Origin of the sequence: Alloscardovia omnicolens DSM 21503, assembly GCF_000420505.1 — a bacterium.
In the GTDB taxonomy this organism is placed as follows: domain Bacteria; phylum Actinomycetota; class Actinomycetes; order Actinomycetales; family Bifidobacteriaceae; genus Alloscardovia; species Alloscardovia omnicolens.
On record NZ_ATVB01000013.1, the window covers coordinates 19,056 to 45,919 of the forward strand.

The 26,864-nt window shown below is 46.6% G+C and carries 21 protein-coding genes, 1 tRNA gene and 1 pseudogene; 9 read left to right on the top strand and 14 right to left on the bottom strand.

Translation table 11 applies throughout. From position 1 onward, the window contains the following. The first annotated feature begins 18 nt into the window (after window positions 1–18). Window positions 19–1,263, top strand: coding sequence for an ROK family transcriptional regulator (locus tag G464_RS0106075; protein WP_022857140.1), 1,245 nt, complete (start codon window positions 19–21; stop codon window positions 1,261–1,263). Between the two features lie 1,150 nt (window positions 1,264–2,413). Here the strand turns inward: G464_RS0106075 and G464_RS0106080 are convergent. Next, window positions 2,414–3,724, bottom strand: coding sequence for an O-acetylhomoserine aminocarboxypropyltransferase/cysteine synthase family protein (locus G464_RS0106080; RefSeq protein ID WP_022857141.1), 1,311 nt, complete (start codon window positions 3,722–3,724; stop codon window positions 2,414–2,416). Between the two features lie 291 nt (window positions 3,725–4,015). Between G464_RS0106080 and G464_RS0106085 the strand changes: the two genes are divergently transcribed. The 4 genes from G464_RS0106085 to G464_RS09155 all read left to right on the top strand — a co-directional run bounded on the left by G464_RS0106085 (window position 4,016) and on the right by G464_RS09155 (window position 8,634). Further along, window positions 4,016–4,891, top strand: a complete 876-nt coding sequence (locus tag G464_RS0106085) for a pyridoxamine kinase (RefSeq protein WP_022857142.1) — start codon at window positions 4,016–4,018, stop codon at window positions 4,889–4,891. Between the two features lie 650 nt (window positions 4,892–5,541). Next, a complete protein-coding gene (locus G464_RS0106090) occupies window positions 5,542–5,961 on the top strand; it encodes a YraN family protein (protein ID WP_021618066.1) in 420 nt (139 codons plus the stop codon). Further along, window positions 5,961–7,556: a YifB family Mg chelatase-like AAA ATPase gene (locus G464_RS0106095; protein ID WP_022857143.1), complete on the top strand. Its 1,596-nt coding sequence runs from the start codon at window positions 5,961–5,963 to the stop codon at window positions 7,554–7,556. Before G464_RS0106090 ends, G464_RS0106095 begins: the two co-directional genes overlap by 1 nt. 1 nt (window position 7,557) lies before the next feature. Continuing rightward, entirely contained in the window at window positions 7,558–8,634 is a 1,077-nt protein-coding gene (locus G464_RS09155) for a DNA-processing protein DprA (RefSeq protein WP_022857144.1), read from the top strand. On the opposite strand, the gene G464_RS0106105 is transcribed toward G464_RS09155, so the two are convergent. Continuing rightward, window positions 8,597–8,950: an MGMT family protein gene (locus G464_RS0106105; protein WP_022857145.1), complete on the bottom strand. Its 354-nt coding sequence runs from the start codon at window positions 8,948–8,950 to the stop codon at window positions 8,597–8,599. The genes G464_RS09155 and G464_RS0106105 overlap by 38 nt on opposite strands. Before the next feature lie 22 nt (window positions 8,951–8,972). Here G464_RS0106105 and G464_RS0106110 point away from each other — a divergent pair, with 22 nt between their 5' ends. Continuing rightward, window positions 8,973–9,641: an O-methyltransferase gene (locus G464_RS0106110; protein ID WP_021618063.1), complete on the top strand. Its 669-nt coding sequence runs from the start codon at window positions 8,973–8,975 to the stop codon at window positions 9,639–9,641. A gap of 34 nt (window positions 9,642–9,675) precedes the next feature. On the opposite strand, the gene G464_RS09160 is transcribed toward G464_RS0106110, so the two are convergent. Both G464_RS09160 and nhaA read right to left on the bottom strand, forming a co-directional pair. Next, on the bottom strand, window positions 9,676–10,320 hold the full coding sequence (locus G464_RS09160) for an LOG family protein (protein ID WP_239659943.1): 645 nt from the start codon (window positions 10,318–10,320) through the stop codon (window positions 9,676–9,678). 39 nt (window positions 10,321–10,359) lie between these two features. Further along, entirely contained in the window at window positions 10,360–11,676 is a 1,317-nt protein-coding gene (gene nhaA / locus G464_RS0106120) for a Na+/H+ antiporter NhaA (protein ID WP_022857148.1), read from the bottom strand. A gap of 232 nt (window positions 11,677–11,908) precedes the next feature. Here nhaA and G464_RS0106125 point away from each other — a divergent pair. Next, window positions 11,909–11,982 (top strand) — tRNA-Arg (locus G464_RS0106125). Between the two features lie 1,295 nt (window positions 11,983–13,277). On the opposite strand, the gene tsaD is transcribed toward G464_RS0106125, so the two are convergent. From tsaD to G464_RS0106170, 9 genes and pseudogenes are all read right to left on the bottom strand, one after another. Then, a complete protein-coding gene (gene tsaD, locus G464_RS0106130) occupies window positions 13,278–14,324 on the bottom strand; it encodes a tRNA (adenosine(37)-N6)-threonylcarbamoyltransferase complex transferase subunit TsaD (RefSeq protein WP_022857149.1) in 1,047 nt (348 codons plus the stop codon). 10 nt (window positions 14,325–14,334) lie between these two features. Beyond that, window positions 14,335–15,087, bottom strand: a complete 753-nt coding sequence (gene rimI / locus G464_RS09165) for a ribosomal protein S18-alanine N-acetyltransferase (RefSeq protein WP_022857150.1) — start codon at window positions 15,085–15,087, stop codon at window positions 14,335–14,337. Further along, the gene (gene tsaB / locus G464_RS09170; RefSeq protein ID WP_022857151.1) at window positions 15,071–16,165 is read right to left on the bottom strand and encodes a tRNA (adenosine(37)-N6)-threonylcarbamoyltransferase complex dimerization subunit type 1 TsaB; all 1,095 of its coding nucleotides are present in this window, start codon (window positions 16,163–16,165) and stop codon (window positions 15,071–15,073) included. Before tsaB ends, rimI begins: the two co-directional genes overlap by 17 nt. Window positions 16,166–16,320: 155 nt before the next feature. Beyond that, a pseudogene (gene tsaE / locus G464_RS09175) lies at window positions 16,321–16,941 on the bottom strand (tRNA (adenosine(37)-N6)-threonylcarbamoyltransferase complex ATPase subunit type 1 TsaE); the annotation flags it as partial. Continuing rightward, window positions 16,893–17,879, bottom strand: coding sequence for a DNA polymerase III subunit delta (gene holA, locus G464_RS09180; RefSeq protein WP_022857153.1), 987 nt, complete (start codon window positions 17,877–17,879; stop codon window positions 16,893–16,895). The pseudogene tsaE and the gene holA, both read right to left, overlap by 49 nt. Before the next feature lie 4 nt (window positions 17,880–17,883). Further along, a complete protein-coding gene (locus G464_RS0106155) occupies window positions 17,884–19,596 on the bottom strand; it encodes a ComEC/Rec2 family competence protein (protein ID WP_022857154.1) in 1,713 nt (570 codons plus the stop codon). Continuing rightward, a complete protein-coding gene (locus G464_RS09185) occupies window positions 19,580–20,212 on the bottom strand; it encodes a ComEA family DNA-binding protein (RefSeq protein WP_080651171.1) in 633 nt (210 codons plus the stop codon). Before G464_RS09185 ends, G464_RS0106155 begins: the two co-directional genes overlap by 17 nt. 756 nt (window positions 20,213–20,968) lie before the next feature. Continuing rightward, window positions 20,969–23,920, bottom strand: a complete 2,952-nt coding sequence (gene leuS, locus G464_RS0106165) for a leucine--tRNA ligase (RefSeq protein ID WP_022857156.1) — start codon at window positions 23,918–23,920, stop codon at window positions 20,969–20,971. A gap of 338 nt (window positions 23,921–24,258) precedes the next feature. Then, window positions 24,259–25,197: a magnesium transporter CorA family protein gene (locus tag G464_RS0106170; protein ID WP_026472660.1), complete on the bottom strand. Its 939-nt coding sequence runs from the start codon at window positions 25,195–25,197 to the stop codon at window positions 24,259–24,261. A gap of 171 nt (window positions 25,198–25,368) precedes the next feature. On the opposite strand from G464_RS0106170, the gene G464_RS0106175 reads away from it, so the two are divergent. Together G464_RS0106175 and G464_RS0106180 are read left to right on the top strand one after the other, a co-directional pair. Then, complete coding sequence (locus G464_RS0106175; protein ID WP_021618048.1) at window positions 25,369–25,809, top strand: DUF3290 domain-containing protein; 441 nt, start codon at window positions 25,369–25,371, stop codon at window positions 25,807–25,809. A 15-nt stretch (window positions 25,810–25,824) separates the two neighbouring features. Further along, the gene (locus G464_RS0106180) at window positions 25,825–26,481 is read left to right on the top strand and encodes a DUF421 domain-containing protein (RefSeq protein WP_022857157.1); all 657 of its coding nucleotides are present in this window, start codon (window positions 25,825–25,827) and stop codon (window positions 26,479–26,481) included. A gap of 65 nt (window positions 26,482–26,546) precedes the next feature. Here G464_RS0106180 and G464_RS10125 read toward each other — a convergent pair. Next, on the bottom strand, window positions 26,547–26,864 hold a 318-nt coding region (locus tag G464_RS10125), incomplete at its 5' end, for a prealbumin-like fold domain-containing protein (RefSeq protein ID WP_026472662.1).

Genomic DNA, 26,864 nt, shown 5'->3' on the forward strand with positions numbered 1-26,864 from the left:
TCATGCTAAAGTTCAGGTATGAATGCTCAGCGTCTCAATTCTAAACGGCTCAGCCATACAGAACATGCTGTTTTGCGCACGATTATTACACACGAAGGTATTTCGCGCGCGCATCTCGCCGAAAAATTGAATATAAGTATGCCGACGATAGCTTCGGCTCTGAAGCGTTTACACGAACTGCGCTACGTAACGCAATCTCACGGCGTGTTTAATTCTACGGGAGGACGCCGCCCTGACGCTTATGCTTTCGCGTATTCGCGATGCATTTGTGTGGGTGTGCTTGTGCGTAAGGGAACTGCTCATTTTGTATCTACCGATTTGCGCGGAGATGTTGGATCGCGTCAGTCGGTGAGCTTAGATAGTTTTGGCGCCAGTGATTTTTACGACGGTTTAGCTTTGGCTATTGAATCGTTTATTGAAAGCAGTCAGATTGATACGCGGCATTTGCGCGGGATTGGTGTGACCGTTGCCTCGCATGCTGCGTTAGACGAAGCGAGCGAAGCACGACTGCGCCGAACCATCGAATCGCGTCTGAGTTATCCTGTGCGCATTATGAGAGAGCCTTTTGCTTTGGCTGCTGCGGAAACGCTTTTCAACCCTTGTATTACGGATGCTGCGTGCTTGTATTTGAATGCCACGATGAGCAGCGCGTTCATCCGCGGTGGGCGGTACATGCGTTCCGCTGTTTTTGCTGAACATACGCGGCTGTACCCCGCTGTGTCTGCTGTTTCTTCTGTTTCTGTTGCTTCTTCTGTTTCTGTTGCTTCTTCTGCTGAGCCTCGCCAGCGTTGTGAATGCGGGCAGTACGGTTGCGCTCAACTGTATTGCAGCTCGCAAGCGTTATTATCTGCTTCGGGTATTCGCGATGCGCATGTTCGAGAGTTTATTGATCATGTGCGCGATGGAGATTATACGCATGCCAAAGTGCTAAGTAACTACATGGATTCTTTGGCATTATTGATTCATAACATTCAAATGATTGTGAATGTGCCCGTTATTCTGGGCGGTGAAGTTGCTCGCTATTTGGATAGTTCTGATTTATCGGATATTCGTGCCCGAGTGCGTGCTTTAGCACCGAAAATGCTTGCAAGTTCAGCGGGCGCTGCGGACGCAGTGGGCATGGGAGTTACTGGAGCAGCCAGTGTATCGAGCGTGTCAGGCACTCGCATGGTTATAAAAAGTCAATGCACGCCTGAACAAGCCATTATTGGAGCAGCATATGTGCTCGCTCAGGATTACTTGGATTCATTACTTGCAGTCTAAATCTTTCGTATACGCTCCCGTTTTTGTTCGAATGCCAGATGCCGCGTGTTTCTTCTAAGACCTACATTACCGTTTAGCAAGTTTTTGCTCGACACAGCTCCAGCCATTCAGTTCATGTCGCTCATATGTATGGAGTGTACTGAGTTTGAGATGCTTAATCTATGGTTTTGCTGTCTCGGTTTGTAAAGTGTTCATGCATGATTATTGTAAGCACTGAACTTGCGAGATTTTTTCGTAAATGATTTTGTCCTTGGTTGGGCGCATCAGGAATTTTGTGTAAGTGGTAGGTTGCCCTATGGTGAGTTATTTTTCAGGGTCTTGAGGTTGGTCGCAATGAGGTTGTGCTTGACCTTAGGATATCTTGGTTCATCACACAGTCAACCAAAAAAGGTTAGCCGATATACTGTGCACACCATAACCCTTCGTCTTTCTCTTGCAGCACGCTGCTCCCAATCAGGCTACGTTGAACACGTCATGTTTGGGAGCATACGAATTCGCATACCCCACAGAAGAACCTCACTCATCAAGTACCAGCCCACAGGTATGACTTGCCGAATATCAGTGTCACTTACGCTCAGTTACATAATCAACACCTGTGTCTGCGAGCCAGATCCAACAAAACCACATACACAAAAAACCTGACACGCCCCCTTGGTTAGTTATTCAATTTGCTCAAACACCACATATAACACGACAACTCGCATGTAATCCAAGCAAGAATTTATGAAGTGATTTATTTCGCTTCGTGTGCTGTATCTTTCACCGCTAAGCACAGCTACGAACGATACAACAGAAAACGAGGTTATACACCATTTTATGTGTCCGTAGAGTTTGTGTTAGTTTACTTGTTTTTTGAATAACACATGTGAGTACAAGGATTCATTCACAATATTCAATAGAATCTCAAGCGTCAATTCTGCGACCACATCAGTTATACATCGTTACAGTGTTTCCTGCTCGATATTGCAGCATTCTTCTTTATGACGCGTGTCATAAAGAAGAATAACTGTCCACTAAACAGGGTTCACGTCAAACTCCAAGAAACAGAAAAATTCCCCTTCACCGTAACAATATGCTTGTTCGATAAAGGGGAACATTACGCAATGCGCAAAGCAACGTTGTTTAGAAATCCTTAGATTATCTGGTTACTTTACTGCGCTACGCCTGCAGCACGTACTGCGTCAAAACCAGCCTGAAGGTCAGCCAAAATATCATCGATATGTTCGGTACCAATAGACAGACGAATGGTGGACTGAGTAATGCCCTGAGATGCGAGTTCTTCTTCGGTCTCCTGAGAATGTGTGGTAGAAGCTGGGTGCACAACCAAGCTCTTAACATCTGCAACATTCGCCAGCAAGCTGAACAGCTTCAAATTGTCAATAAAGACGCGAGCTGCATCCTTACCGCCCTTAATATCGAAGGTAAAGATGGAACCTGCTCCATTAGGGAAATACTTGGTGTAGAGCTCATGATCAGCACGGTCTTCAATACTTGGATGGCTTACAGACTCAACTTCTGGAACGTTGCGCAAATATTCCACAACCTTCAAAGCGTTCTCTACGTGGCGTTCCACACGCAAAGACAAGGTTTCTGTGCCCTGCAACAAAATCCATGCATTGAATGGAGAAATTGCTGCACCGGTATCGCGCAACAAAATTGCACGGACACGAGTAACGAAAGCAGCTCCGCCCAAAGCTTCATAGAAGTTCAAACCGTGGTAGCTGTTATCTGGAGTAGTCAAAGTTGGGAACTTTCCAGGAACTGCAGCCCAATCAAAGTTGCCACCTTCAACAATCACACCACCCAAAGTTGTGCCGTGTCCGCCAATAAACTTCGTTGCGGAATGCACAACGATGTCTGCGCCATGCTCAAATGGACGGAACAAGTATGGAGTTGCGAAAGTATTATCAACAATAACTGGAATGTTATGACGATGAGCAATCTCAGAAATAGCTTCAAAATCAACCAAATCAGAGTTTGGGTTACCAAAAGTCTCAAAGAAGAACAGCTTCGTATTCTCCTGAATGGCATCCTCGAAATTCTTAGGGTCAGAAGGATCAACGAAAGTGGTGTTTACGCCATCACGTGGAAGTGTATGAGCAAGCAAATTGTATGTACCGCCATAAATTGTATTAGCAGCAACAATATGATCGCCATCCTCAGTAATATTACGCACAGCATAGAAAACAGCGGAAGCGCCAGAAGATACAGCCAAAGCAGCCGTGCCGCCCTCTAAGGAAGCAATACGCTTTTCAAAAACGTCCTGTGTTGAGTTAGTCAAACGTCCATAAATATTACCTGGATCAGCCAAACCAAAACGAGCCTCTGCATGATCAAAGTTATGGAAAACATAAGAAGTGGTCTGATAAATCGGTACAGCACGAGCGTCGCTTGCTGGATCAGCTTCTTCCTGTCCTACGTGCAGCTGGAGGGTTTCGAAACGGTAGTTGGTATCAGTCATGATGTGTCCTTTCAAAGTGTCAGTTTCAAAGTGTCAGTGAAAAGCTGATGGACACCAATGTACGACTGTTTTGAAGAAAACACGCACTTTTTATTATCACGTTTGCTTATAGCCTTTTATCAGGCGTTGAAAAAACACGGTTTCAGCGTGTAAAACCACCTGGAAAAAGTTTACTTACTGCGCTAGTGTGTGTTGTAGCGAAGTTCGCTGAGCATGAAATATAACTATGAAATGCATGAAAGTGAGCGTCACTGCAAGCCTCGATACATTCATATGAAGGTGTGAAGTTTTATGACAAACGAAAACGTACTTTACCAGCGAAATCCGGTATATATTCCTCGCGTAGCAGCTGTTCATGATATGTGTGGGTACGGCAAATGCTCTCTGACAGCAGCCATCCCTATTTTGTCTGCTGCAGGTTGCGATGTATGTCCTGTGCCAACCGCTCTATTCTCAGCACATACTTTGTATAAAACCTACACTTTCCATGACACGACGTCTATTTTGTCTGAGTATCTTGACGCTTGGAAAGAAGAAAACGTTGACTTAGATGCCGTTTATTCCGGTTTCTTGGGTTCGCCTGAACAGGTTGATCTTGTAGAACGCTTATACAAGGAATATCCTCATGCTTTGCGTTTAGTTGACCCAGTTATGGGCGACGGCGGACATATGTATCCTACCTACACTCAGGAGCTGTGCGAGGCAACGAAGCGTTTAGCTGTGGGAGCAGATATTTTGATGCCTAACCTAACGGAAGCATCTATTTTGACTGACAGCGAGTATCCTGGTCAGAATATTTCTGACGATCAGGTTAATACCATTATTGATGCTTTGCTTGATTTGGGCGCTCATAATGTTGTTCTTAAGGGCATCGACCACGAAGATGGAAACTTGCGCAATTACGTGGCTAATGAAAACACACGTTCTGCTGGAAAGATTGAGCTTGTCCACGAGAAGTTGCCATATATGATTCACGGTACGGGCGATACTTTCGCATCCGCTCTTAGCGGTGCTGTGCTCGCCGGCAAACCTTTAGATGAAGCTGCTCGTATTGCAGGCGAGTTTGTGCGCAAGGCAATGGCTTCTACACGCAACCAGCCTCACTTTGAGGAACGAGGCGTGAGCTTTGAGCTTGTGCTCGGAGAGTTGACTGGCTTAGTTGAGTAAGAGTGAAGTAAGAGAGTTTTGGTTAACAGGATTTCGTGCACGGGCTGGTTTTGTGCGCTGGGCTGATTTTACGGGCTGGTACGTCTTGGTTCGGCTTAGGTCAGCAGCGCTGTAAAGCAAGCAAACGATAAAACAGACGGATGTAAAAGCTCTCTGTAAAAGGGCATGCTGTAGCGGGTACTGTGCTAAGCGGACTGCCGTAAAGCAGGTACGTTGGAAAGGCTTGCAAATGCCCAAGCAGGGGCACGATAAACGGACAGCTGTTAAGCAAATACATTGCAAAGGCTCTCTGTAACGAGATATCTGTAAAAGCTCTCCAAAACGCTCATTAAAACGCTCATCGGGTTTAATGCTCGGTGAGCGTTTCGCATATTTCTGTGCTTGCTTGGCTTTTATAGGCTTAGATGTAGCAGGCTTTTCGTGCGGTTTTATATGAGGTTCTTTGAGGAAGCTTTATTAGTGGTTTTATCGGGGTTTTATAGGTAGTTTTATAGGTAGTTTTATAGGAGGCTCCCTTTTTCTAAGCGCTGCGGATATTATAACGTCTAGTTATTCACATCTTGCCCAGTTATGCACAGTGTGTTATTCACATTGGTTCACATGTTCATTTTTCTTCGTGATTTACTACCAATCTGTGCTGAACTGGATATATGACTACACAAACACAATTAGCAACGTCTGCAATGACGCGCACGCATGCTCAGGATTTAGGCCGTTTTGGTGAAGATTATTCATGCCAATATTTGCAAAATATGGGGTGGAGCATTCTTGATAGAAACTGGAGGTGCCGTTTTGGAGAAATAGATATTATTGCTTTGGCTCCTGCAGATAAAAACAGTTCAACTCCTATTTTAGTTTTTCTCGAAGTTAAGACGAGACGCGATGACGCGTTTGGAGATCCATTAGAAGCTATTACTCCAACGAAATGTTGGCATATGCGTAAAGCGGCTGTTGCATGGCTTGCTCAACATCATACGAAAACACCTCAAATTATACGTTTTGATGCTATTGGCATGATTGTATGCAATTTCCGCGTGCGAAGTCTCACGCATGTAAGGAGGATTTTGTAATGAATATCGGACGTGTTTACACTGTAGCTTTAACCGGCATGCACACAGATACCGTTACTGTGCAGGGTTTTATTTCTCAAGGATTACCACAGTTCACAATTGTTGGTTTGCCCGATGCTGTGCTCACTCAGGCACGCGAGCGCGTGAAATCTGCATGTAAGACAACGAATTTTCGGTGGCCGCAAACGAGAATTACACTGAATTTGTCTCCGTCATCTTTGAGGAAACATGGTTCGAGTTTTGATTTGAGTATTGCCATATGCATTTTTAGCGCTATGCACTGCATTAGCTCATCCATTCTGGAGGACACAGTTATCGTGGGTGAATTGGGTCTGGATGGTTCTGTTCTGCCCATTGTGGGGGCTTTACCGATTGTGCTCCATGCTCGCGCGATGGGAATGTCTCGCGTGATTCTTCCTCAGGCTAACGATCATGAAGCTCAGACTGTTACAGGTATTGATGTTATCGGCGTGTCGAGTATTCACGAAACGTTGAAGATTTTAGGGGCTCCTGTTACGTTGATTGGCTCACCACCGCCGGCGGCAGCTCCGACTCTTTTTCAGCAGATCGATAATGATTCTGATGATTTCGTTCACACTAGCTGCGAGGACAAGACCAACGATTTTAGTGATGTGATTGGGCATGAAGATGCTAAATATGCTCTGCAGATTGCTGCTGCAGGTGGGCATCATGTGTTGATGCAAGGTCCTCCTGGTGTGGGTAAAACAATGCTTGCGTCACGTCTTCCTTCTATTCTTCCTGATCTTGACGATGAGGATACGTTGGAATTGGCATGTATTCGTTCCGCTCAAGGTAAGCCTGTACATTTCCCTTTAAGCCACACTCCCCCGTTTGTGAGTGTGCACCACAATGCTACGCTCAAGTCGTTAGTAGGTGGATTGGCTGGGAATACGATTGTGCCGGGTGCTATGACTCAGGCTCATCATGGTGTGCTTTTTATTGATGAAGCACCTGAGTGTGAACGTGCGGTGATGCAGGCGTTACGTACTCCCCTAGAAAGTGGACATGTTACAGTGGCTCGCGTGCGTGGTCACGTCAACTATCCTGCACGTTTTCAACTTATTCTGGCACAGAATCCTTGCCCATGTGGTCGCTTATGGTCACCTCATGGTGAGTGCATATGTTCATCTGCTGAACTACGCAGGTATCGTCATCGGATTTCTAGTGCTTTACGTGACAGGCTTGATATGAAAATTAATGTACGCTCTGTGCATGCTTTGTCTTCAAGTTCTGCTCCCACAGATATGTATAGTCCTTTATCTGGCGATCATCAACATTGGGATTCTGAACATATGAGAGAAAATGTGCGTCTGGCGCGTGAACGCAGTGCTGCACGATATCGGGGTTTAGGTTGGTCTGTAAATGCTCAAGCTCCTGGAACGTGGCTAATGGAGCATACCTCATCGTCTGCCATTGCGTCTTTGAATGCAGAGCTTGAAGCCGAAACTCTGTCTATACGCGGAGCCCACAAAATACTGCGTGTAGCGTGGACTCTTACCGATGTTCAGGGCAAAGCTCAACCAGATGATGCAGATATTGCAAATGCTCATACCTTATATTGTTCAGGAGGATGATATGTACAAGCCAATTGATGAAGCTGTTGCTCTTGCGGTGCTCAGTTTCGCGTGTAATGGTGTGGATTCTCTGTCTGCATATTTAGCGAAACATTATCGTGGAGGTAATAGCATTGCTCTTATACAACGACTCCAAGAGATGAGTATTAGTTACAGTACTGGGTTTACGTTGCCTGATTATTCAGATTTGTTGCAGTGTTTGGCTCAAGAACCGCATACAAGTGATTTAGCACCCCAACTACGGCAACGCTTATTATCGTGGTTACATGCTTTAGCTCCGTATGCTCGTATGAGTTTATCTTCTTTAGCCAATGCTATGACGTGTAACTATAAATATTGGATTATTGATGCTTCGAGTCCATATTGGCCAAGACAGCTCAATCATATTTCCACTCGTACCGATTCTGAAGCTCCTCTATGCTTGTGGGGTTTGGGAAGTATTGATGCTTTATGTTCCTGCGATGCACCGATAAGTATTGTAGGTTCACGTTCTGTGGATGCTTATGGTCGTTATGTAGCCTTCCATGCGGGAAAATACGCAGCGATGCATGGGCATATGGTTGTGTCTGGCGGTGCTCTTGGAGCTGATGCTGCAGCTCATTGGGGAGCTTTAGCAGCAAGCGATATTTTAGATGAGCCAGGCAGAACTGTTGCGATTATGGCTGGAGGTCTGCATCATATGGGACCTACACGTAATACTACTCTGTTTGAACGCATACTACAGAGCGAGGGAGCTATTATTAGCGAACTAGCTCCTGATGTTGTTCCTGAACCATACCGTTTTTTAGAAAGGAATCGTCTGATTGCAGCTTTAGGATCCACTCTTATTGTTGCTCAAGCGCAACACCGCTCTGGAGCTTTGAATACGGCTACGTGGGCAGCAACTATGAATCGTGATGTTCTTGCTGCTCCAGGCAATATTCATGAACCATATAATTCTGGTTGCAATCGCCTTATTGCTGATCATAAGGCGTCTGTATTAGTCTCTGCTACCGATATGAGCGATGTATGCCACCCAGCACATGATCCCTATAAAACGTCTAGTCATACCACTGATACTTCTCTAAGTCCACCATAAATTCGCCATCCTTGAGTGTGCATACTACGTCTTCATCTTCCAGCAGTAGACGCTGCTCATCTGGACCACCGAAAGCAAAACCTGAAGCTAATGCTCCAGATTTGAAAACAACACGATGACATGGAATAACTCCTGGCTGAGGATTGCCATGCAAAGCGTATCCAACATAGCGAGCACTGCGAGGAGAGCCTATAAGACGCGCGATTTGACCATAGGTTGCTACTTTGCCTCGTGGGATTTGGCACACAACAGCGTAGACGCGCTGCGAAAAACTTGGTTCTGACTGTGTGGGCGTTTCTAAACTGTGCGAACTCATAGCTTAAAGATACAATGTGCATATGAACAGCTCAACATATTCTCATATTGCGCAAGCATGGCAATTCATTGAAGAAACTAGCATGTCTGCCGATACAGCAGACATCCAGTCTGTGCGTGCTCAAATAGCACATAAAAGCACCGTAGTATCGAGTTCTCTTGCGGCTTTTATTGGTATGCAAGCTCAGCTTATACAGGCACGCAATGTGTTGATTATTGGATTAGATAGCGGTATTGAAATTCCAGTATTAACGCATGGTTTAGGTGAAGCCAGTCAGCTCACTGTTGTTACACCATCTGCTGACGATGCTCAACGCACGCGTTCTATTTTTGATTCTCTGCGTTCACCTCATACACGCATGCGTTGTGTGAGCACAGACGTTAAAACTTTCTTACATCGACTCAACGCCCACGATTACGATATGATTGTTGTGTCGTCAGAGGCTGAGAATTATGCAGTAGCGCGTGATGAAGTTGCACGCTTATTGCGTGATGGCGGCATGCTTATTCTTACCGATGTTATGGCTTTGACTGATGAAAAGTCTGAGGGCGGAGTTCCAAACCCAGCTGACCGTCACGATAAAGCTGTTGTTTTGCGAAGCGTTATTGACGAGCTGATGCACGATGAGATGTACACTACAGCTCTCCTATCAATCGCTACTGGCGTTCTCATGGCTATAGTTCATCAATAAAACATGTACAGGCTGTACGCTCAGGCGTACAGCCTTATTTTTTCTCATCTTCTCGTGTTGCTACACGCACAGCATAATCAATGTCATCTGTAATAACCAGCTGATCTATATCTTCAGTTCTAATCTTGCCAGACGAAGCAACCGTATGTCGTAACCAATCAATTAAACCTGACCAATATTGAGAACCAAACAGCACAATAGCACGACCTGCTGTTTTATGCGTCTGCACTAAAGTCAAGGCTTCAAAAAGTTCATCAAGCGTACCCATTCCCCCAGGTAACACGATCAAACCGTCTGAATAACGCATAAACATGGTTTTTCGCGTGAAAAAGTAATGGCATTGCATACCAACATTAACGTAAGGATTAATCCCCTGTTCATGAGGCAATTCGATGCCAATACCTATAGAGGTTCCTCCAGCCTCATATGCGCCTCTATTAGCAGCCTCCATAGCTCCCGGGCCGCCGCCGGTAATAACCGCATATCCTTTGCTTGCTAGAAGCGAACCAAGAGCACGTCCGTCTTCGTATTCAGAAGAATCAGGCTTAATGCGAGCTGATCCAAAAACGCATACCGCAGGACCTAAATCAGACAGCAGTTCAAAACCTTGGCGAAACTCTTCGCGAATAAATTCCAAACGTTGAATATCCCGTGCAGACATCACTTGGTCTGCAGTCATTTTTTCAACATCAGTATCGAATTCTGAAGTAAAACGCATTTATCTACCTTCTCCGTCGGTTGCACGACGAGCAAACGCATCAGATTGCCGCTTCAATAATACTGCTGCTATAGCCGCGGACAGGATCGAACCAATCAGAACACCAAAGCGCGCTTCGTTACTTAACTCAGGCTGCACATAAGCTAAGGAAGCCATAAGGAAAGCGACAGTAAAACCAATGCCGCAGGCTGTAGCAACTGGAAGAAGATCGCGCACTTTCAAACCTGCCGGTAATCTAAAACGCAGAAGATGCGTAGAAATCCATGAAAAGAGCAAAATTCCTAGCGGTTTACCAATAACCAAAGCTGCAATAACGCCTACAACCAAAGGCGAGGTGAAAAGTTTAAGACTTAACTCATCGAAATGCACACCAGTGGCAAAGAAAGCAAAAATCGGTAACGCCAAAAGAGCGGACAGCGGTTCGATTTTATGTAAATAACGACTTGCACGTGCATCATGCTCTGCAAAAACAGGGCGTGCAGGCGTAAGAAGTCCTGCTAGCACACCAGATAATGTCGGGTGAATTCCTAATTCATGCATGCTGTACCACATAAAGAAACCAGCCAAAGCAACAAGAATCCACGGTACGTTGCGCCGGCGAATAGACCAGGCCCACAAAGCAGCTCCGCCAATAATTCCAAACGCCCACCAGCCTCGATGCAATTCTGAGAAGAAAATGGCAATAATAATAATGCCTAACAGATCATCAACTGTTGCAAGCGTCATAAGAAAAGCACGCAATGCGCCAGGAATGGCTTTAGCGAACAGAGACAGAACCGCCAGAGAAAAAGCAATATCTGTAGCAGTTGGCACAGCCCATCCTTTAGCCACCTGTGCCAAGGAAAAAACTTGACCGTTCGCAACACTTTCTACTCCACCATGAATACCGGCTGCAAGAGCAACCGTACTCACAAAAATAAGAGCAGGCGCTATCATGCCTCCTACAGCAGAAATCATGGGAACAGCAGCCGCCTTCATATCTGAAAGCGAGCCCGTAGTCAGCTCTCTTTTTAAATCTAATCCAACAACAAGAAAGAAGATAGTCAGCAAACCATCTTGAGCCCATTGATCAACAGTTAAATGCAGATGCAAAAACGGGATGGAAATAACAGTTTCACGCACAGATTCGAAGACTGGGTAGGTAAACGTGAGATTAGCACAGATAAAACCAAGCAGTGCTGCAGCCAACATAATCATGCCAGAAACACGATCAGAAGCTGCAATACGTTTAATATTTACGAGAAAAACTGATTGTTTTTGACGTCGCGAGGCGCTACTTGGTCGAGGTTGGCGATGCTTACGCGGCTGTGCTGTCATGAAAATCCTATCTACCATCAGTGAACTGTCCTATTTTACCGTAGAAACACTGGATTTTCGAGCAGATTTCACTGTATGCGCCAATAATGACAGCACAAAGAGAGCGTCACGACAACGTAGCGACAACACAACGACAACATCGCTCCAGACAGATGCGACACGCCGACTTGCACACCTTAGCAAGGAGTGGTTATTATATACGAGTTGCTTGAAGCACTGAGCTTCTAGCACTGCGCCGATAGCCCAACGGATTAGAGCATCTGACTACGGATCAGAAGGTTGCAGGTTCGAATCCTGTTCGGCGCACAGATAAAGCCTCCACTTTGGTGGAGGTTTTTTGTTTACGCGCACACTGAACGTACCGAGCGTGGCTTATAGGACATTTCGTGTTGGTTTTATTGGGATTTTTGGTGTGCTGACGCGTGTAAGTCGTTGCTGAACTGGTGCTGAATGAGAGGATAGGTAATCCTGGATGCAAAATTTGTCAAACACACAAAAATGGGACACTACCAGTAACGGACGCCAGCGTTATCGCCGTGCCCATTGTGGTGCTAGTCAGATCTGGTCTAACGATATTCGTGCTCGTTACTTTAACGAATTCTTACGTTTTATCACGAGCCGGTTACGGTATACGGATTTGCCCGGTCATGGTCGTAACGCGCGGCGTAGGTTTGCTCAGTTTTGACATTTATGACCCGTGTCTAATCTAGTCAACCAAGTCCATCACATGGCATTCGTTGATGGGATTTACCTATCACGTAATCTGGTCGCTTTGATCGCGTGTACCAACGTGTGATGTCCTAGGCTGGTACGTAGCAAGAAACGAGAACACACAATCATAGAGAGCACTGTTATCTCGTGTCGCTCCTGCTGATGCCGTGGTACGCGATGATAGTTCAGGTCTTGCCCGCGCATTAAAACACATTGACCCACAAGCAGGGTACAACGCTGCACTTTCCATGAGTTTTGCCAAGTCAAACACAAAACAACGACACAGCCACGAACCCAAGCAGGAGTTAATCTGTACGATTTAGCTAAGCAACTCTTAACAATCAGCACTTGTGATCAAGCCGTTGAATAGATGGTCAAACTCAATGCGTGGAACAGACGCTACCAACAGTTCTTGACACAGAAAACCCTTTTATCCCACGGTAAAATCGTGCCCACCCATCAACGCCTGATCAAGGCAAGAAACATACCGAACAAACTGATCAAACAAGGCAGCCTGTTTACTTTTCTTACCCCCTCACTACACGTAGCTGACAAGCCCATCCCCGCGACAACAAACCAGATCGAAAAAGGAATCAACACACGACCTGAGAACTCTTTTGCGCGACCATCGTGGCATACCCATAAACCATCGCGTAAAAACCGTATCATGGTAGTGCTACCCACACCAAGAATCACCAGGAAGCCCAGCACAAAAACTGGCACAAACAATCACTAACGAGCAAATCAACACACTGTTTGAAAAAGCCTCTCATTACGCACAACCATGGCACCACACCCACTAACAAAACCAACACAAAATATCCTATAAGCCCCGAACGTGCGGATATACAGAGCGGCTGCTCTACACGAGAGCAACCGCTAGAAAAGGCTTACTGCATACAAATAGTGTTCAAACTCATTGAAGAGTCAATGGAAAAATCTGCACTCGATGGCTTTACTCCTGCACTCACCAAATTGGAGCCCAACATCGCCACCATCGCCCCATTATCCGTGCATAGCCTAATTTCTGGAATGCGCACATTCACACCATATCTCTTCCCCGCATCAACAAGAGCAGCACGCAGTTGAGAATTGGCGCTAAAACCGCCACCAACAATCACGGTAGAAGAATCTAATCCGCGAGCCGCCTTCATAGTCTTATTCGCTAAAACAGAAGCCACAGAATCTGCTAATGCCGCGCATACATCGTCCACATTAATGCCGTTTCCTTGGTCAACCTGCGATTCAATCCAGCGGGCTACAGCTGTTTTCACGCCAGAAAAACTGAAATCATAAGGATGCGCGGCAGCCGCTTTACCCTGCGTAAGTCCCTGGGGTACTCGTAAAGCTTTCGGATTGCCTGCCTGGGCATGACGGTCTATATGCGGGCCACCTGGATAAGGGAATCCTAATAATCGTGCTACTTTATCAAAGCACTCTCCTGCTGCATCATCTAAAGTAGTTCCGATAACGCTCACATCAGTGGCAATATTATTCACATGCAAAATCGATGTGTGACCGCCCGACACAATCAAAGCCAAAGTATTCTCGGGGATATCTCCAAACTGCAACTGAGTCACTGCCACATGACCAATCACATGGTTAATTCCATACAAAGGCTTACCGGCAGCCCATGCCAAAGATTTTGCTCCCGAAACGCCCACTGCCAAGCACCCTGCCAACCCTGGACCGGCAGATACCGCGATAGCGTCTACATCGCTCAACTCAATATTCGCATCTGCCAAAGCTTGAGAAACAACAGGAACAAAAGACTCTGTATGCGCACGCGATGCGATTTCTGGAATAACGCCACCATAGCGTGCATGCTCATCCATAGATGAAGCCACCACATTCGATACCAGAGTTTTACCACGAACAACTGCCGCAGCAGTCTCATCGCAGGTAGATTCAATACCTAAAATAAGCGGTTCACTCATGTTGTGCTCTCTACTTCCTCAACTCGTTCTCAACGTTCTTAATATTTTCAACGTTCTCATTATGCGCGGCGCTTCGGTTTATAGCACTTCGGTTTATAGCGATTCGGTTTATAGTGCTTTGATTTCCAGCATTTTGCCCCACGAAGCTTTGATTAGTAGCGCTATGATTTCCAGTTTCATGAGCGCCCTGCAAATCGCTATCTCCCCCACTGCGCGCATTCGCAGGCACACTAAAACCAACAGAATACACACGTTCCGGCGCAATTGTATAAGACATCGTATATGCATCTTTATTTTCAGGCTGATAATAGCGCTTACGCAATCCTAACTGCTCAAAGCCAGCAGAACGATAAACTGACAAAGCAATCTCATTATCTGTTGCTACTTCGAGTAACATGCGGTCGGCCCCCAACCGTGCTGCTTCCTCTTTCATCATGTGCATAAGGTGTGAAGCAATATGGCGACCTTGATATTGTTCATCTACGCCAATAGTCATAATTTGCGCATCTTGACCGTCGAACCAGAAACCTGCGTAGGCAATAATCGTATAATCGTCATCAAAACGTGCCACCCAATACGAGCGTGCAGGCGCTTCTAATTCCTGACTAACGGCATCCGCGCTCCATGCTCCTCGCCCGAAAAGTTGCGTTTCTAGCTGTGCGATGCGCGCAATATCAGTAGAGTCTAGAGCAGCTAAATCAAGCTGTTCAAAACTCACATCCGCAAACTCAGCGATGCCCACCTGCTTAACCCTTGCGTTCACCGCTATCTCCTACTTGACCTCCAACTTGGGTCTTTACATTCTGTTTTTCTGGATTTTGAGTTTGTGCATGATTTTCTACCTGACCTCCTACGCGCAAAGAAATCGAGGTTTGACCTAGTATATGCTTATTCGGCGCTGGAATAGTAACATCCGGACGACGCAAGTACAAAGGATCTGTGGACACATCTTTACCTTGGAATTCGCGCATTAATGCACAGGACGCGAAAATAGCCAGTCCTGCAGCTCCCGCGTCATGAAGAACTGACTCTTCCCGCACTTCGCCCACAGGTAAATCTGCCCAAGCGCTCTCGTAGCGCGTTGCACCGTGACCAATAATATCGACCACATAAGAACCGCCAGCCCCAGCCACACTACTAGCACCACCACTGAGACCGCTTGCACTATCAGCTCCAAAGCCGTCAGCCCCAGCAGTATCAACACTCCTAGCGCTATCCCCCTGAACAAATCCGAATTTTCCCAAAACCTCACGCACACCCTGCGCAATATCTGTGGCAGAAGCAATATTCATTGCAAGTATCTCTTCACCACCCTGACCGTACAAAGCGTAATACAGTTGTTTGCGACGAGCATCATTCACTGCCAAAGTAAAATGATAGGTCTGTGCAGCAGTCGAATTGGGATAAGCAGAATTAGGATAAGCAGAGTCCGTATAATACTGACCCATATTAGCAATTTCTAAACGATTCCATGTGCTCTGCGCTTCCAGAACATTCATTCCCACAAGCTGCGCGCCTGTTGCCAGAGCAAAAGCGCGGGCAGCCACAATACCAGCACGTAAACCAGTAAAAGGCGCAGGACCAGTGCCCACAACCACTCGCTGAATATCTGCAGGTTTCAGACCAGCTTCCTCAACCACAGATGCGATATGTGGTTGTAATAACTCAACATGCGAGCGCGAATCAGCTTCGTATAATGGCGCATGACCTACTACGCCGACGGTTGATCCGAACGATGTATCAATAACTAAAGTTGGCTTATCATACAGGCTTGCAATAATATCCACGTCGAAAGCTAAATGAAGAGCTTGAGCCATGTGATTCACACTAATATAGGTCATTATTCTTCCTCGCCCTCCGCTTTATAATCCTCCGCTTTATAATCTACAGTACGTTCCGCGCTACTTTCTGCAACGTATTCCGCACCATGGTTTGCGCTACTTTCTGCAACGTCTTCAGCTTTCATCATTGATGCAATAACCTCAAGACGTGACTGCCATATTGCTCCGACCGCATTAAGCGTAATAGTGCGCGTACCCTCGCTGGTAAGTTCAGTGTCTCTTTGTACACCACTACCCGCAGCACTTCTTTCCACGCTTCTGTCGATAAGAATTTCTAAACGCTCAGGCGCTAGAACAGAGGCCATCATTGACCCCCATTCCATAAGAATCACTGTATTATCGTCTGGCTCTTCTAAAATCTCGTCGAGGCCAAGAGACTCTAACTCGTCAAGAAGACGGTTAACCGCAGCAGAAGCAGCATGTTGCGGATCACTGAGCGCATCATCATTATCTGACCCCGGCAAACGGTAAGCGTCTACATGCACAAGGTGTGCGCTCTGACCATTGCTAAAAGTTCCGCGTAATTCTCGCGCAATAGTAAAAGTAGGCGATACAACTGGCTCAGTAATCGATAAACCTCGCCCAATACCTTGACTGAGCGTGGTTTTGCCCGCTCCTAAGGGCCCAGATAGAACAATAACTTCGCCGCCTTGTAAATGACGTGCAATATTTTCGCCAAGCCCACGCATATCGTCTGCGGTCGCTGCATGCACAATTATCTGCTCGCTCACGAATTCATTCCCTCTACAATCGCTGTGCCATGTGTTGTTATACATTCTAAAGTTTTTTCAAGCGCATAGACAGGATCGCCTCCTGAGCTTTTGCATTGTTCATCCGCCCATGCGCACATTTGAATAGCACACGCTAAACCTGCTGAGTTCCAACCGCGCAAATTGCGTTTAGCTTTGTTATATAGCCATGTATTCGTCAGCCCCGCTTCAGCTTGGCTTATTTGACCTGATTCCACTGCTGCAACTTTGGCAATAGAACGTAGATGAGAAGCGAGTACGCCAATAATTGCTATCGGAGCCATACCTTGGGCAACGCTATTTCTCATATCGACAATAGCTCCAGCAAGATTGCCTGCCATCGCTTTATCCGACACTTCAAAACCGCTGACTTGCGGATTATTCACCATATACTGCGAAACGCTTGTTACAGTTATCGGGTTTTCATCAAAATCCATGCATAACTGTTTACACATGGCTGCAATTTCGCCCGTTTTACCAGCAAGAACGCCAGATAATAACGTCATAGCGTCGGCAGTCATGTAACGACCGTAACGTTCGCATTCACCAGTAATAAAAGAGCGGTAATCTTTTTCTTTTTTGAGCTGCGGGATGTCAATAATTTCTGCTCCCGCTTTTTTGAGACGGTTAACTATTCCGCTGCCTTTTTGTCCAGCATTTTTACGGCAGATAACGACCGAATCACCGATAGAACGCTGTTTATGATCTCCTGTATATTTTTCGAGTATTTTAAGGAAATCATCGGTACTGTTTTCGAGATTATCGACACGTACAATAGCTCCGTCAGAGAGCAAAGAAGGACTGACTGCTTCCATAAAACCGTAAGCGTCTGTATGAGCGGCATCCATCTCGATGCGTTCCATATGAGGAAGTTCAGCGCTTATATCATGCAAAAGCCTGCGCAAGGTTAACGAATTCAGATACTCGTCTCCCCCATTGACCACATATACCGCACTTTTTGCCATACGTCTAATGTCCTTTCCAGCGTGGACAACTGTGCGTATTATTGTGCTGAGTAAGAACAGAAATGCGAATAAATTCCTGCCATCTCTCACGCATACGCTGTTTAAACGGCACTCTATATTCTCTCTCAAAGCGATAACGATTCTGCCACCAACGCCATCCCCATATGCTAGAACCAATAGCTACGCTTCCCGCTATATAAATCGTAACCATAACGCTAACCGGCACAGAAACTGAAGCATACGGCAGACGAATAATAATATCGCTTACACGCACCATCACAGCTGTAGCACATCCAGATAACCAAGCGCACACGTACCCTGCTTGAGGCCACAGCCAGCTGAGAGCCAGACTGATTAATCCGAATACCGTAGCAATATCCATAGGAACGCTCACAAGAAGATTGCTCACCATCGCATACATAGGCACTTCATCGCTGAGAATATACGATAACGGTAATGTAGCCAGTTGTGCGCTCACGGTTAAAGCCATTGGTGCTGCTAGCCAACTAGGTAAGAGATGAGTCATCAGTTTTTCGCCCCATCGTGACCATGTGAGAATTCCTGTCACAGCAGCGCATGAAAGCGCAAAACCGATACTTGCAGCCACTTCAGGATTGAATAATACACACAGTATAATCGTCCAACATAACGCGCAACTCGCATATGCCTTGCGTCCCAGAAAAACGTAAAGCGAGGAAAAGAGCATCATAATACTAGCCCTGAGCACAGAATCTGAAGGATACATAACCAGATATAAGCCTGCGTTTGCTGCAATCAGAAGCAGAGCACGTATGCGTCGGTTAATGCACAATCGCGTGCACAGCCATGTAACCGTGCTGGCAGCAAGAGCGAAATGACCTCCGGACACAGCTAAAACATGCATAATACCGGCAGTACGAAAAGAATCTTTCAGTTTATCTGCTTGCTTTTTCTGAGAATGGTTATTGGACTCATAATCATTAGAGGCCACAGATGAAAGAAAAGCATCATGACCCATCACTCCTAACGTTACGCCGGGAACAAGAAGTGAAGCTGTGCCACCTAGATGAGAGGTTTGAGAAAGAAAACGCTGCTGCACGTGAGAAACGGCTGCATGTAAGGCTGACGCTGGTCTGAGCAAACGCACGCATGATGAACAATTTTCCTGAACACGAAGATTCCACGGGGTGCGACCAATATTGGACGCCCCCACCGTTCCATGAACAAAGTATTGTGCTGATGTTTGCACCGAGCAATCTCGGCTATTGCGCGCCAGAAGACTAACGCGCACAGAACTCCTCTGCCACACACCGCGTAGGCGCACGGCCTGCAAGCGGGCTTGAACTGAACAGGAAAAACCGCGTAAGGAACTATGAATTGGAGGCGATGTAATATGCACATGAGCACTGACTGTTTGAGCAGCACGCACAGATGTTGGGTTCACAGCATCATTCGCGACCATGCGCACATACACCGTCGAATTAATAAGCGCACACATACTCGCGGCAATACACACGCATAGATACGGCATCAGCCATACCCTTAGCCGCGCTCGCCCCGCTACTCTTAACAGCAAAACTGCGCACACAAGAGCAAGACCAACAATTGCTGCAACAACAAGAATAAGAAACCTCTCCAAGTCAGCAGAATACGGACTCTTCACCATAATGGCGGTTACTGCCCACATGCACACAGCGGGAAGGAGAAGACGAAAATCATGTTTATTGGACGCGCACATGGCTTCTCATTTTCTCGAGAGTTTTTGCGCCAATTCCCGATACCTCCATAAGATCATCAACACTGGCGAAAGAACCATGCGAGGAACGATAATCGAGGATTTTTTGTGCGGTTACTGGGCCTACGCCCGGTATATTTTGAAGTTGATCGACACTAGCCGTATTGATATTTATGCGCGGATCAGGCGCGGCTTGTGTTTGCTGCTCAGCTGGTTGTTCGGATGACTGTTGCTGTGATTGCTGTTCGGCTGATTGCTCGGCTGGTTGCTGAACGCTCTGCTCTTGTTCCTTACCCTCTGACTTAGCTGTTTGCTTATAATCTTGACTATAATTGTAAGTTTCCGATTGAGCGGTTTGTAAGCGCATCATTGCAGAACTTTGAATACACAGCAAAGTCAAGCTAATACTCAGGGCAAAAATAAGAATAAGAATGGTCAGAATGGACCAAGTGGGAGATCCAAGAAATGTGGGTAGAGCGCTGGGAAGATGGCGCATTATATCTGCATGATTGTTGGACTCCTTCTGGTTAGCATCACCCTTATGTGCTGGACGATGACGTTCTGTGCGAGATAACCATAACGGGCTAAAGGAACGGTCTCGAGCACTAACCGTCCGCATATCATTAAGTTGCGTAGTAAAAATCTGGGGATCTCGTTGAGTCTTCACCCTTCTAGCTTGCGTCAGGCTAGAGCAGTTTTAAAAATCTCTGCGTAATTGTGAACCAATGTGAATAACACACCCTGACACGCCGGCGAGAGCGTAAAATCTTTGTCGGTTCATCGGAATTTAGCGGGAGTGTGTAGGTTTATGGGTTGTAGGTGCGTGGAGGTTGTGAGCATGGAGCGCTAACAATGCTCACGTCCACCGTTAAGAGTGATTTCAGCTTCCGCTCGTGCGTGAATCGTGGACTGCTAGGGCAAGTCATGTTTCACGAATCACTCAAGACCTGAGCCAAGCCAAAGCCCCACTAAAATCGCGTAAGCCTGTATGTCTTTTGCCCGGTCTGACTTGAAGGCTCTAGTGGGGTGTGAACGAGGACGTGTTGGACGCGTCTTACCTCATTCCATGAGAACGGCGAATAATGCCACTAAAACACGTTGTAAGCGAGGGCACGTTCGACGCGCCTTAAACTACACCACGTATTACGCCACTTTTGAGAGTTCCTACCAGTGTAAGACAAGACACGTTCAACACATCATAAACTACAACACACGGATCAAGATAATCCGCATGTTTAAGGTCAAGTTTTACGCATGGCACACCACACACACCGTGTCACCACACGCGAAGTCGCCTAAAACCACACAAAAAACTCGCTGCGTCAAACCGATTACAGTTCAACACAGCGAGTACTTGTACGCGCGTTAAAAGCTCTTATTCACCAGGAACAATAGACACAATACGTGGTGCCTTCACAATCACCTTGCGAGGAGCAACCCCTCCTAAGCGTTCCACGATTGCTGGCAAAGCTAATGCTTGAGCTTCCAAATCTTCAGCAGAAATATCTGGGCTCACTTCAAGCTTGCCGCGAACCTTACCCTTAATCTGCACAACAGCAGTCACTGTATCTTGTCCAACAAAGCGCTCATCTGCCACTGGCCAGTCCGCGCGAGACAAAGACTTCTCATGACCGAGCTTGCTCCACAGCTCTTCACAAATATGAGGAGCAATAGGCGAAAGCATCAAAATCAAAGGCTCAATAGCTGCACGTGGCACGCGATAGAAACTTGTCAAATGATTATTCAACACAATGAGCTTGGAAATGGTGGTGTTTGGACGCATATTTTCCATTTCCTCAGTAACGTCCACAATGGTGTTATTCAGCAATTTAGCAGTCTTCTCATCAAGCTGCTCATCGCTCACAATCACTTCGCCAGTGTTTTCGTCAATAACGTTACGCCACAAACGCTGCAAGAAACGCTGAGAGCCAACGACATTGCGCACATTCCATGGACGCGACTCGTCCAAAGGACCCATGCTCATTTCGTACAGGCGGAAGGTGTCTGCACCATACTCGTCGTACATATCGTCTGGAGTAATAATATTCTTGAGGCTCTTACCCATCTTGCCGAATTCACGGTTAACAGTCTGACCCTTATACAGGTATTCAGTCTCGCCGCCGTCGCCCACAACTTCTTCAACTTCTGCTGCTGGAACATACTGGCCGCGCTCATCTGTATACGCATATGCCTGAATATATCCCTGGTTAAACAGCTTGTGGAATGGTTCTGGAGCGCTAACCACACCCAAATCATAGAGCACCTTGTGCCAGAAACGCGAGTACAGCAAGTGCAAAACAGCATGCTCCACACCGCCCACATACAAGTCCACGCCGCCGGATGCACCCGTTGTTGCATTGTGCCCAGCACCCAACCAGTAGTTGAACTCTTCTGGAGATACCATGGCATCACCGTTGTTTGGATCGGTGTAGCGCATGTAGTACCAGCAAGAACCTGCCCACTGAGGCATGGTATTAGTATCGCGGCGATATTCCTGAGGACCGTCACCCAAATCGAGAGTAACGTTCACCCAGTTCTCGTTACGGCTCAGCGGTGCTTCTGGATCTGTATCGCTATCCATAGGATCGTACGTGCGAGGAGAATAATCAGGGACATCAGGCAAGTTGATTGGCAACATACTGTCTGGAACAGTATGAGCAACACCGTTCTTATCGTACACAATTGGGAATGGCTCTCCCCAGTAACGCTGACGGCTAAAGAGCCAGTCGCGCAAACGATAGGACACAGTGCCCTTACCCACGCCCTGCTCTTCGAGCCAAGCGGTAGCGGCAGCAGTTGCATCGTCAACGCGCATACCGTTTAAGTTAAGTTCTACGCCACCAATATGAGTGCTCTCTACGTGCGAATTAATCACGCGACCATCATGCGAGGTATAAGCCTGCTTACCCTCATAATCAGCAGCCAAGCTCTCGCCGCTACCCTCTTCTGGTTTAACGGTGTAAATAACTGGCAGACCAAAAGCCGTAGCGAAATCAAAATCGCGCTGATCTCCGCCAGGAACAGCCATAATCGCGCCGGTACCATAGCTCATCAACACATAATCAGACACGAAAACAGGAATCTTCGCACCAGTAATAGGGTTCGTTGCGTACAAACCAGAGAAGTAACCGGTTTTCGCACCGTTATCTGCTACGCGATCCATCGCGGTCTTGGCCATCGCTGCACGACGGTATTCGCGCACAGCCTGACTCAAAGATTCATAACCGCCGCGCCAAGCCTGAGGAACATCACTCTCCCAATCAGCAGGAACATACTCGAGGAGCGGATGATCAACTGCTACAACAGCAAAAGTTGTACCGAACAAAGTATCGGCACGCGTGGTATATACTTCCATATCCTGAGCACCGTCAGCAGTTGGTACTTCAAAATGCACAGCAGCACCATGAGATTCACCAATCCAATTGCGCTGCATAGCCTTAACTTTATCTGGCCAATCAATGCCATCGAGGTCTTCAATCAAGCGATGACCGTAGGCAGTAATGCGCATGGACCACTGAGAAAGCTCACGCTGAAAAACGGGGAAATTACCGCGCTCAGACTTACCTTCAGCAGTAACCTCTTCATTAGCAAGAACAGTTCCCAAACCTGGGCACCAGTTCACAGGAGACTTAGAAATATAAGCCAAACGGAACTCGTTGAGCACATCGTCTTGCTGCTTTGGCTCCAAATCGTCCCAAGCGTGACCTTCGAAACCAGGAATCTGCTTGTCGCCCGAGCGGAAAGCATCAATGAGCTCAGAAATAGGTCGAGCACTACCCACTCCACCATCAGCGCGCTGGTAATCCTCGTTATACCAAGAGTTGAAAATGCGAGTGAAAATCCACTGCGTCCAGTGCACATACTCAGGCTCAATCGTAGCGAAAGAACGACGATTATCTAAGCCCAAACCCATACGATGCAGCTGACGACGCATATTAGCAATATTTTCCTCAGTAGTAATGCGAGGATGCTGACCTGTCTGCACAGCAAACTGCTCAGCAGGCAGACCGAAAGCGTCATAGCCCAAAGCGTGCAGAACATTTTCGCCCTTCATGCGATGGTAGCGAGACACCACATCTGTGGCAATGTATCCCAAAGGATGACCCACGTGCAATCCGCGCCCTGATGGGTATGGGAACATATCCATAACAAAGAATGGCTTGCGGTCACCGGCAAGCTGACCTTCGCCATCAGTTAAATCACCGGAGACATTAGCAGCCCAGAAGGTGCCTTCTTTCTCCCACTTTTCCTGCCAATGCTCTTCAATTTTTTGAGCAAGAGCAGCGTTATAGCGCCATGCAGATTCAGACGTAGTGAACTCTTCCATTCATTAACTCGCTTTCAGAGTGCTTTAATGCTTATATCATGCTTATATCCGCTGTATACGTTCTATAAGTTCTAAGCCGTTTTTTAAGCAAAACTAATCAAATTATCGAGGCAAACGTGGACTTTAGCGCGAACGTGCAGACAGATTGTTTCACTTCGTGATAAAGATCTCTGCAGTTTCTTTTTACTGTTTTCGCGATAGTTCCTCGATAGTTTCCTATGCAGTTTTCGCGATTACTTTAGAAACAGCTGAGATACTACCCTACTGATTAACAGACAGTACGGATAGCTGCGTTTGCCCGCTTTACTTTTGTGCGTTCTAGTTCGGCGCGGCACGCTTTACTTGAAACGATTAGACCGAGTAAACACCCAACCAGCAATACCTGCCAATGCCATAGAGAGCACTGTCATAATCCAGAAGCCGAATGGATGACCGCTCAGCGGAATATTCGTAAAGTTCATGCCGTACATCGAGAAAATCATGGTTGGAATAGACATAACCAAAGAAATAATCGTGTAAATCTTCATTACGTTATTCACGTTATTCGACACGATTGTGCCGAAAGCATCGGTCATGCCCTGCAAAACGGACTGATAAATGCTAGCCATCTCAATAGCCTGCTTGTTTTCCGTAATGACGTCCTCAAGCAGATCGGCATCGTCCTCGTAATAGCGGAAACGCTGCAAACTGGTGAGCTTTTCGAGCACCACTTCATTAGATTTCAACGAAGTCGTGAAGTATACCAAGGATTTCGACAGCTCCATAAGCATAAGAATTTCGCGGTTCGCCGTCGAATGCTGCAAGCGCATTTCGAGCTTATCGCTTTCGCGGTCGATAATACGCAGATAACGCAAGTACATGGACGCGTTACGGTATAGAATCTGCAGAATAAAGCGCGAACGCATAAAAGTATTAAAACCGCGGATAGCGCCATCCATAAAAGGCTGCAACAAAAGCGAATCTTCCATACAGACGGTAACAATCAGTTCGTCGGTAACAATAATTGCCAAAGGAATGGTTTCGTACCAATCCTTACCGCCTCGCTCCTCCACCGTTGGAATATCTACGATGACCATGGTGTAGCCATCTTCTACATCCACACGCGAGCGCTCCTCATCATCCAAAGGTGCTCGTAAATCAGCTAAATCAATTTTGCACTTCTCGGAAATCTCAGCCAATTCAGAATCTGTTGGTTTGCTCAGATTCACCCATGAACCACGTTCGGGGTTAGCTATTTGCTCGGTTTTTCCATTAATTGTGCTAAAAACTCGCATCATAGCCATCACCCCTATTCCCCTTACTGTGCGCGCTCACTTCTTATGCACGCCAATCTACCCAACTTTCTTACTATACGCTATGCCTTGGTTTTTCGCACGTATAAGACCGCCATTACACTATAAGAGGTCGCACATATGAGGGCTCAGGCCTAGGCTCAGAGGGAGATTGCCGTGCATTTTTACACGCTTGCCTATATTACGCAACATCAGTCTGCAAATGTAACGCTTCGACTCGTTATTCTTATCGCGCTCTTCGTTGCTTTGCTTTTCACCTCGTTGCGCTACCTGCACAATAAGATGAAAACGCGTTTGCGCGACTTGAGTATTGGTTTAGTTGTGCTGTTTACCATTTTGCTCGGTATTAATGTGCAAGATTATATGCAAAGTTATCGCGATGTATCGCAGGCGCAAATGCTCAGCAAGTTCTTTACCAGTATTTCCATCGACCACAATGTACCGGTTAAAGATATTGTCGTCAACTCTACAACCCTAAAAGATGGCATGATTGTGCGCTTTAATGAGGAAGATTACACAGTTCATTTAGGCGACGACAACAATACCTACACGTTGGAACGCACGCACGTTATCGATCACCACGTGTATATCGATTAGTTTTAAGGAGCTTCGATGATTGATTCTTACACTTTGATTGCCTTGAAATTTGCCATCGGTATTGTGGTGATGATTCTGCAGATTAATATTTTGGGCAAATACGAGTTTTCCGTTAATACCCCGCTTAACCAGATCCAAAACTATGTGCTCGGCGGCATTATTGGCGGTATTATTTACAACGATTCGATTCCGATTATTACCTTTATTATTGTTCTGCTTATTTGGTCGCTCGTTGTTCTGCTCGTTAAGCTGCTGACCAATAACAAGTATTTTAAGACCCTCGTTATTGGCCGTCCGCTTCTGCTGATTAAGAACGGAGAAGTGAACGTTGAGAACTGCGTGCGCGCCGGTTTGAGCGGTGACCAGTTAATGCTTCGTTTGCGCAGCGAAGGAATTATTTCTACGCGCGACGTAAAGATAGCACTGATGGAAACGAACGGCACGTTAACCATTTTGGATTGTACCGCGAAAAACCCGAAGTTCCCACTTATTTCGAGCGGCAACATTAATTATGATGTTCTCGAACTGACCGGTAAAAGCGAAGACTGGCTGCTCGACCAGCTCCACGAGCAAGGGGTTCCTGACTTCCGCGAAGTATTCCTCGCCGAGTATATAAATGACCGCATTACCGTCGTGCCTTATCCTGCAAAAGAACGCACAATGACTTTGTAACGTTTCCTTTCAAAGGAACAGCGGGGTGAAGTTTGATTCTTCACCCCGCTGCGTTTTAGTGGTTGTTAGTGTGTTTTCTTGATGGTGAACGCTACAAGAGCTAGACCAGTAAGAACCACCACGAGCGCTACTACCATGGTGATATCCGCACCCGTAGCAGACAACTTCTTCGACTGTGGTGTGGTTGGAATCTTCTTATTCACAACCTCGCCCGCATCCACAACCTGAGCCTGCTGATCAATCGTGAACTGCTTATTCCAGTCGGTCTTCTCATAGCCTTGAGGAGCAGACACTTCACGCACCGTGTACTCACCAAAGCCCAGATGATCCACACGCACCTGACCCTGGCTATCCGAAGTAGCCTCAGCCACGCGCTTGCCCGA

Bases quoted from the DNA above. Each gene is read 5' to 3' on its own strand.
- tsaD (WP_022857149.1), bottom strand. From the start codon at position 14,324: ATGAGTGAACCGCTTATTTTAGGTATTGAATCTACCTGCGATGAGACT.
- G464_RS09160 (WP_239659943.1), bottom strand. From the start codon at position 10,320: ATGACTGCAGACCAAGTGATGTCTGCACGGGATATTCAACGTTTGGAA.
- G464_RS0106080 (WP_022857141.1), bottom strand. From the start codon at position 3,724: ATGACTGATACCAACTACCGTTTCGAAACCCTCCAGCTGCACGTAGGA.
- holA (WP_022857153.1), bottom strand. From the start codon at position 17,879: ATGGCAAAAAGTGCGGTATATGTGGTCAATGGGGGAGACGAGTATCTG.
- G464_RS0106110 (WP_021618063.1), top strand. From the start codon at position 8,973: ATGAACAGCTCAACATATTCTCATATTGCGCAAGCATGGCAATTCATT.
- G464_RS0106075 (WP_022857140.1), top strand. From the start codon at position 19: ATGAATGCTCAGCGTCTCAATTCTAAACGGCTCAGCCATACAGAACAT.
- leuS (WP_022857156.1), bottom strand. From the start codon at position 23,920: ATGGAAGAGTTCACTACGTCTGAATCTGCATGGCGCTATAACGCTGCT.
- G464_RS0106155 (WP_022857154.1), bottom strand. From the start codon at position 19,596: ATGTGCGCGTCCAATAAACATGATTTTCGTCTTCTCCTTCCCGCTGTG.
- G464_RS09185 (WP_080651171.1), bottom strand. From the start codon at position 20,212: ATGCGGACGGTTAGTGCTCGAGACCGTTCCTTTAGCCCGTTATGGTTA.
- G464_RS0106170 (WP_026472660.1), bottom strand. From the start codon at position 25,197: ATGATGCGAGTTTTTAGCACAATTAATGGAAAAACCGAGCAAATAGCT.
- G464_RS0106090 (WP_021618066.1), top strand. From the start codon at position 5,542: ATGACTACACAAACACAATTAGCAACGTCTGCAATGACGCGCACGCAT.
- nhaA (WP_022857148.1), bottom strand. From the start codon at position 11,676: ATGACAGCACAGCCGCGTAAGCATCGCCAACCTCGACCAAGTAGCGCC.
- G464_RS0106095 (WP_022857143.1), top strand. From the start codon at position 5,961: ATGAATATCGGACGTGTTTACACTGTAGCTTTAACCGGCATGCACACA.
- G464_RS0106180 (WP_022857157.1), top strand. From the start codon at position 25,825: ATGATTGATTCTTACACTTTGATTGCCTTGAAATTTGCCATCGGTATT.
- G464_RS0106105 (WP_022857145.1), bottom strand. From the start codon at position 8,950: ATGAGTTCGCACAGTTTAGAAACGCCCACACAGTCAGAACCAAGTTTT.
- G464_RS0106085 (WP_022857142.1), top strand. From the start codon at position 4,016: ATGACAAACGAAAACGTACTTTACCAGCGAAATCCGGTATATATTCCT.
- tsaB (WP_022857151.1), bottom strand. From the start codon at position 16,165: ATGACCTATATTAGTGTGAATCACATGGCTCAAGCTCTTCATTTAGCT.
- G464_RS09155 (WP_022857144.1), top strand. From the start codon at position 7,558: ATGTACAAGCCAATTGATGAAGCTGTTGCTCTTGCGGTGCTCAGTTTC.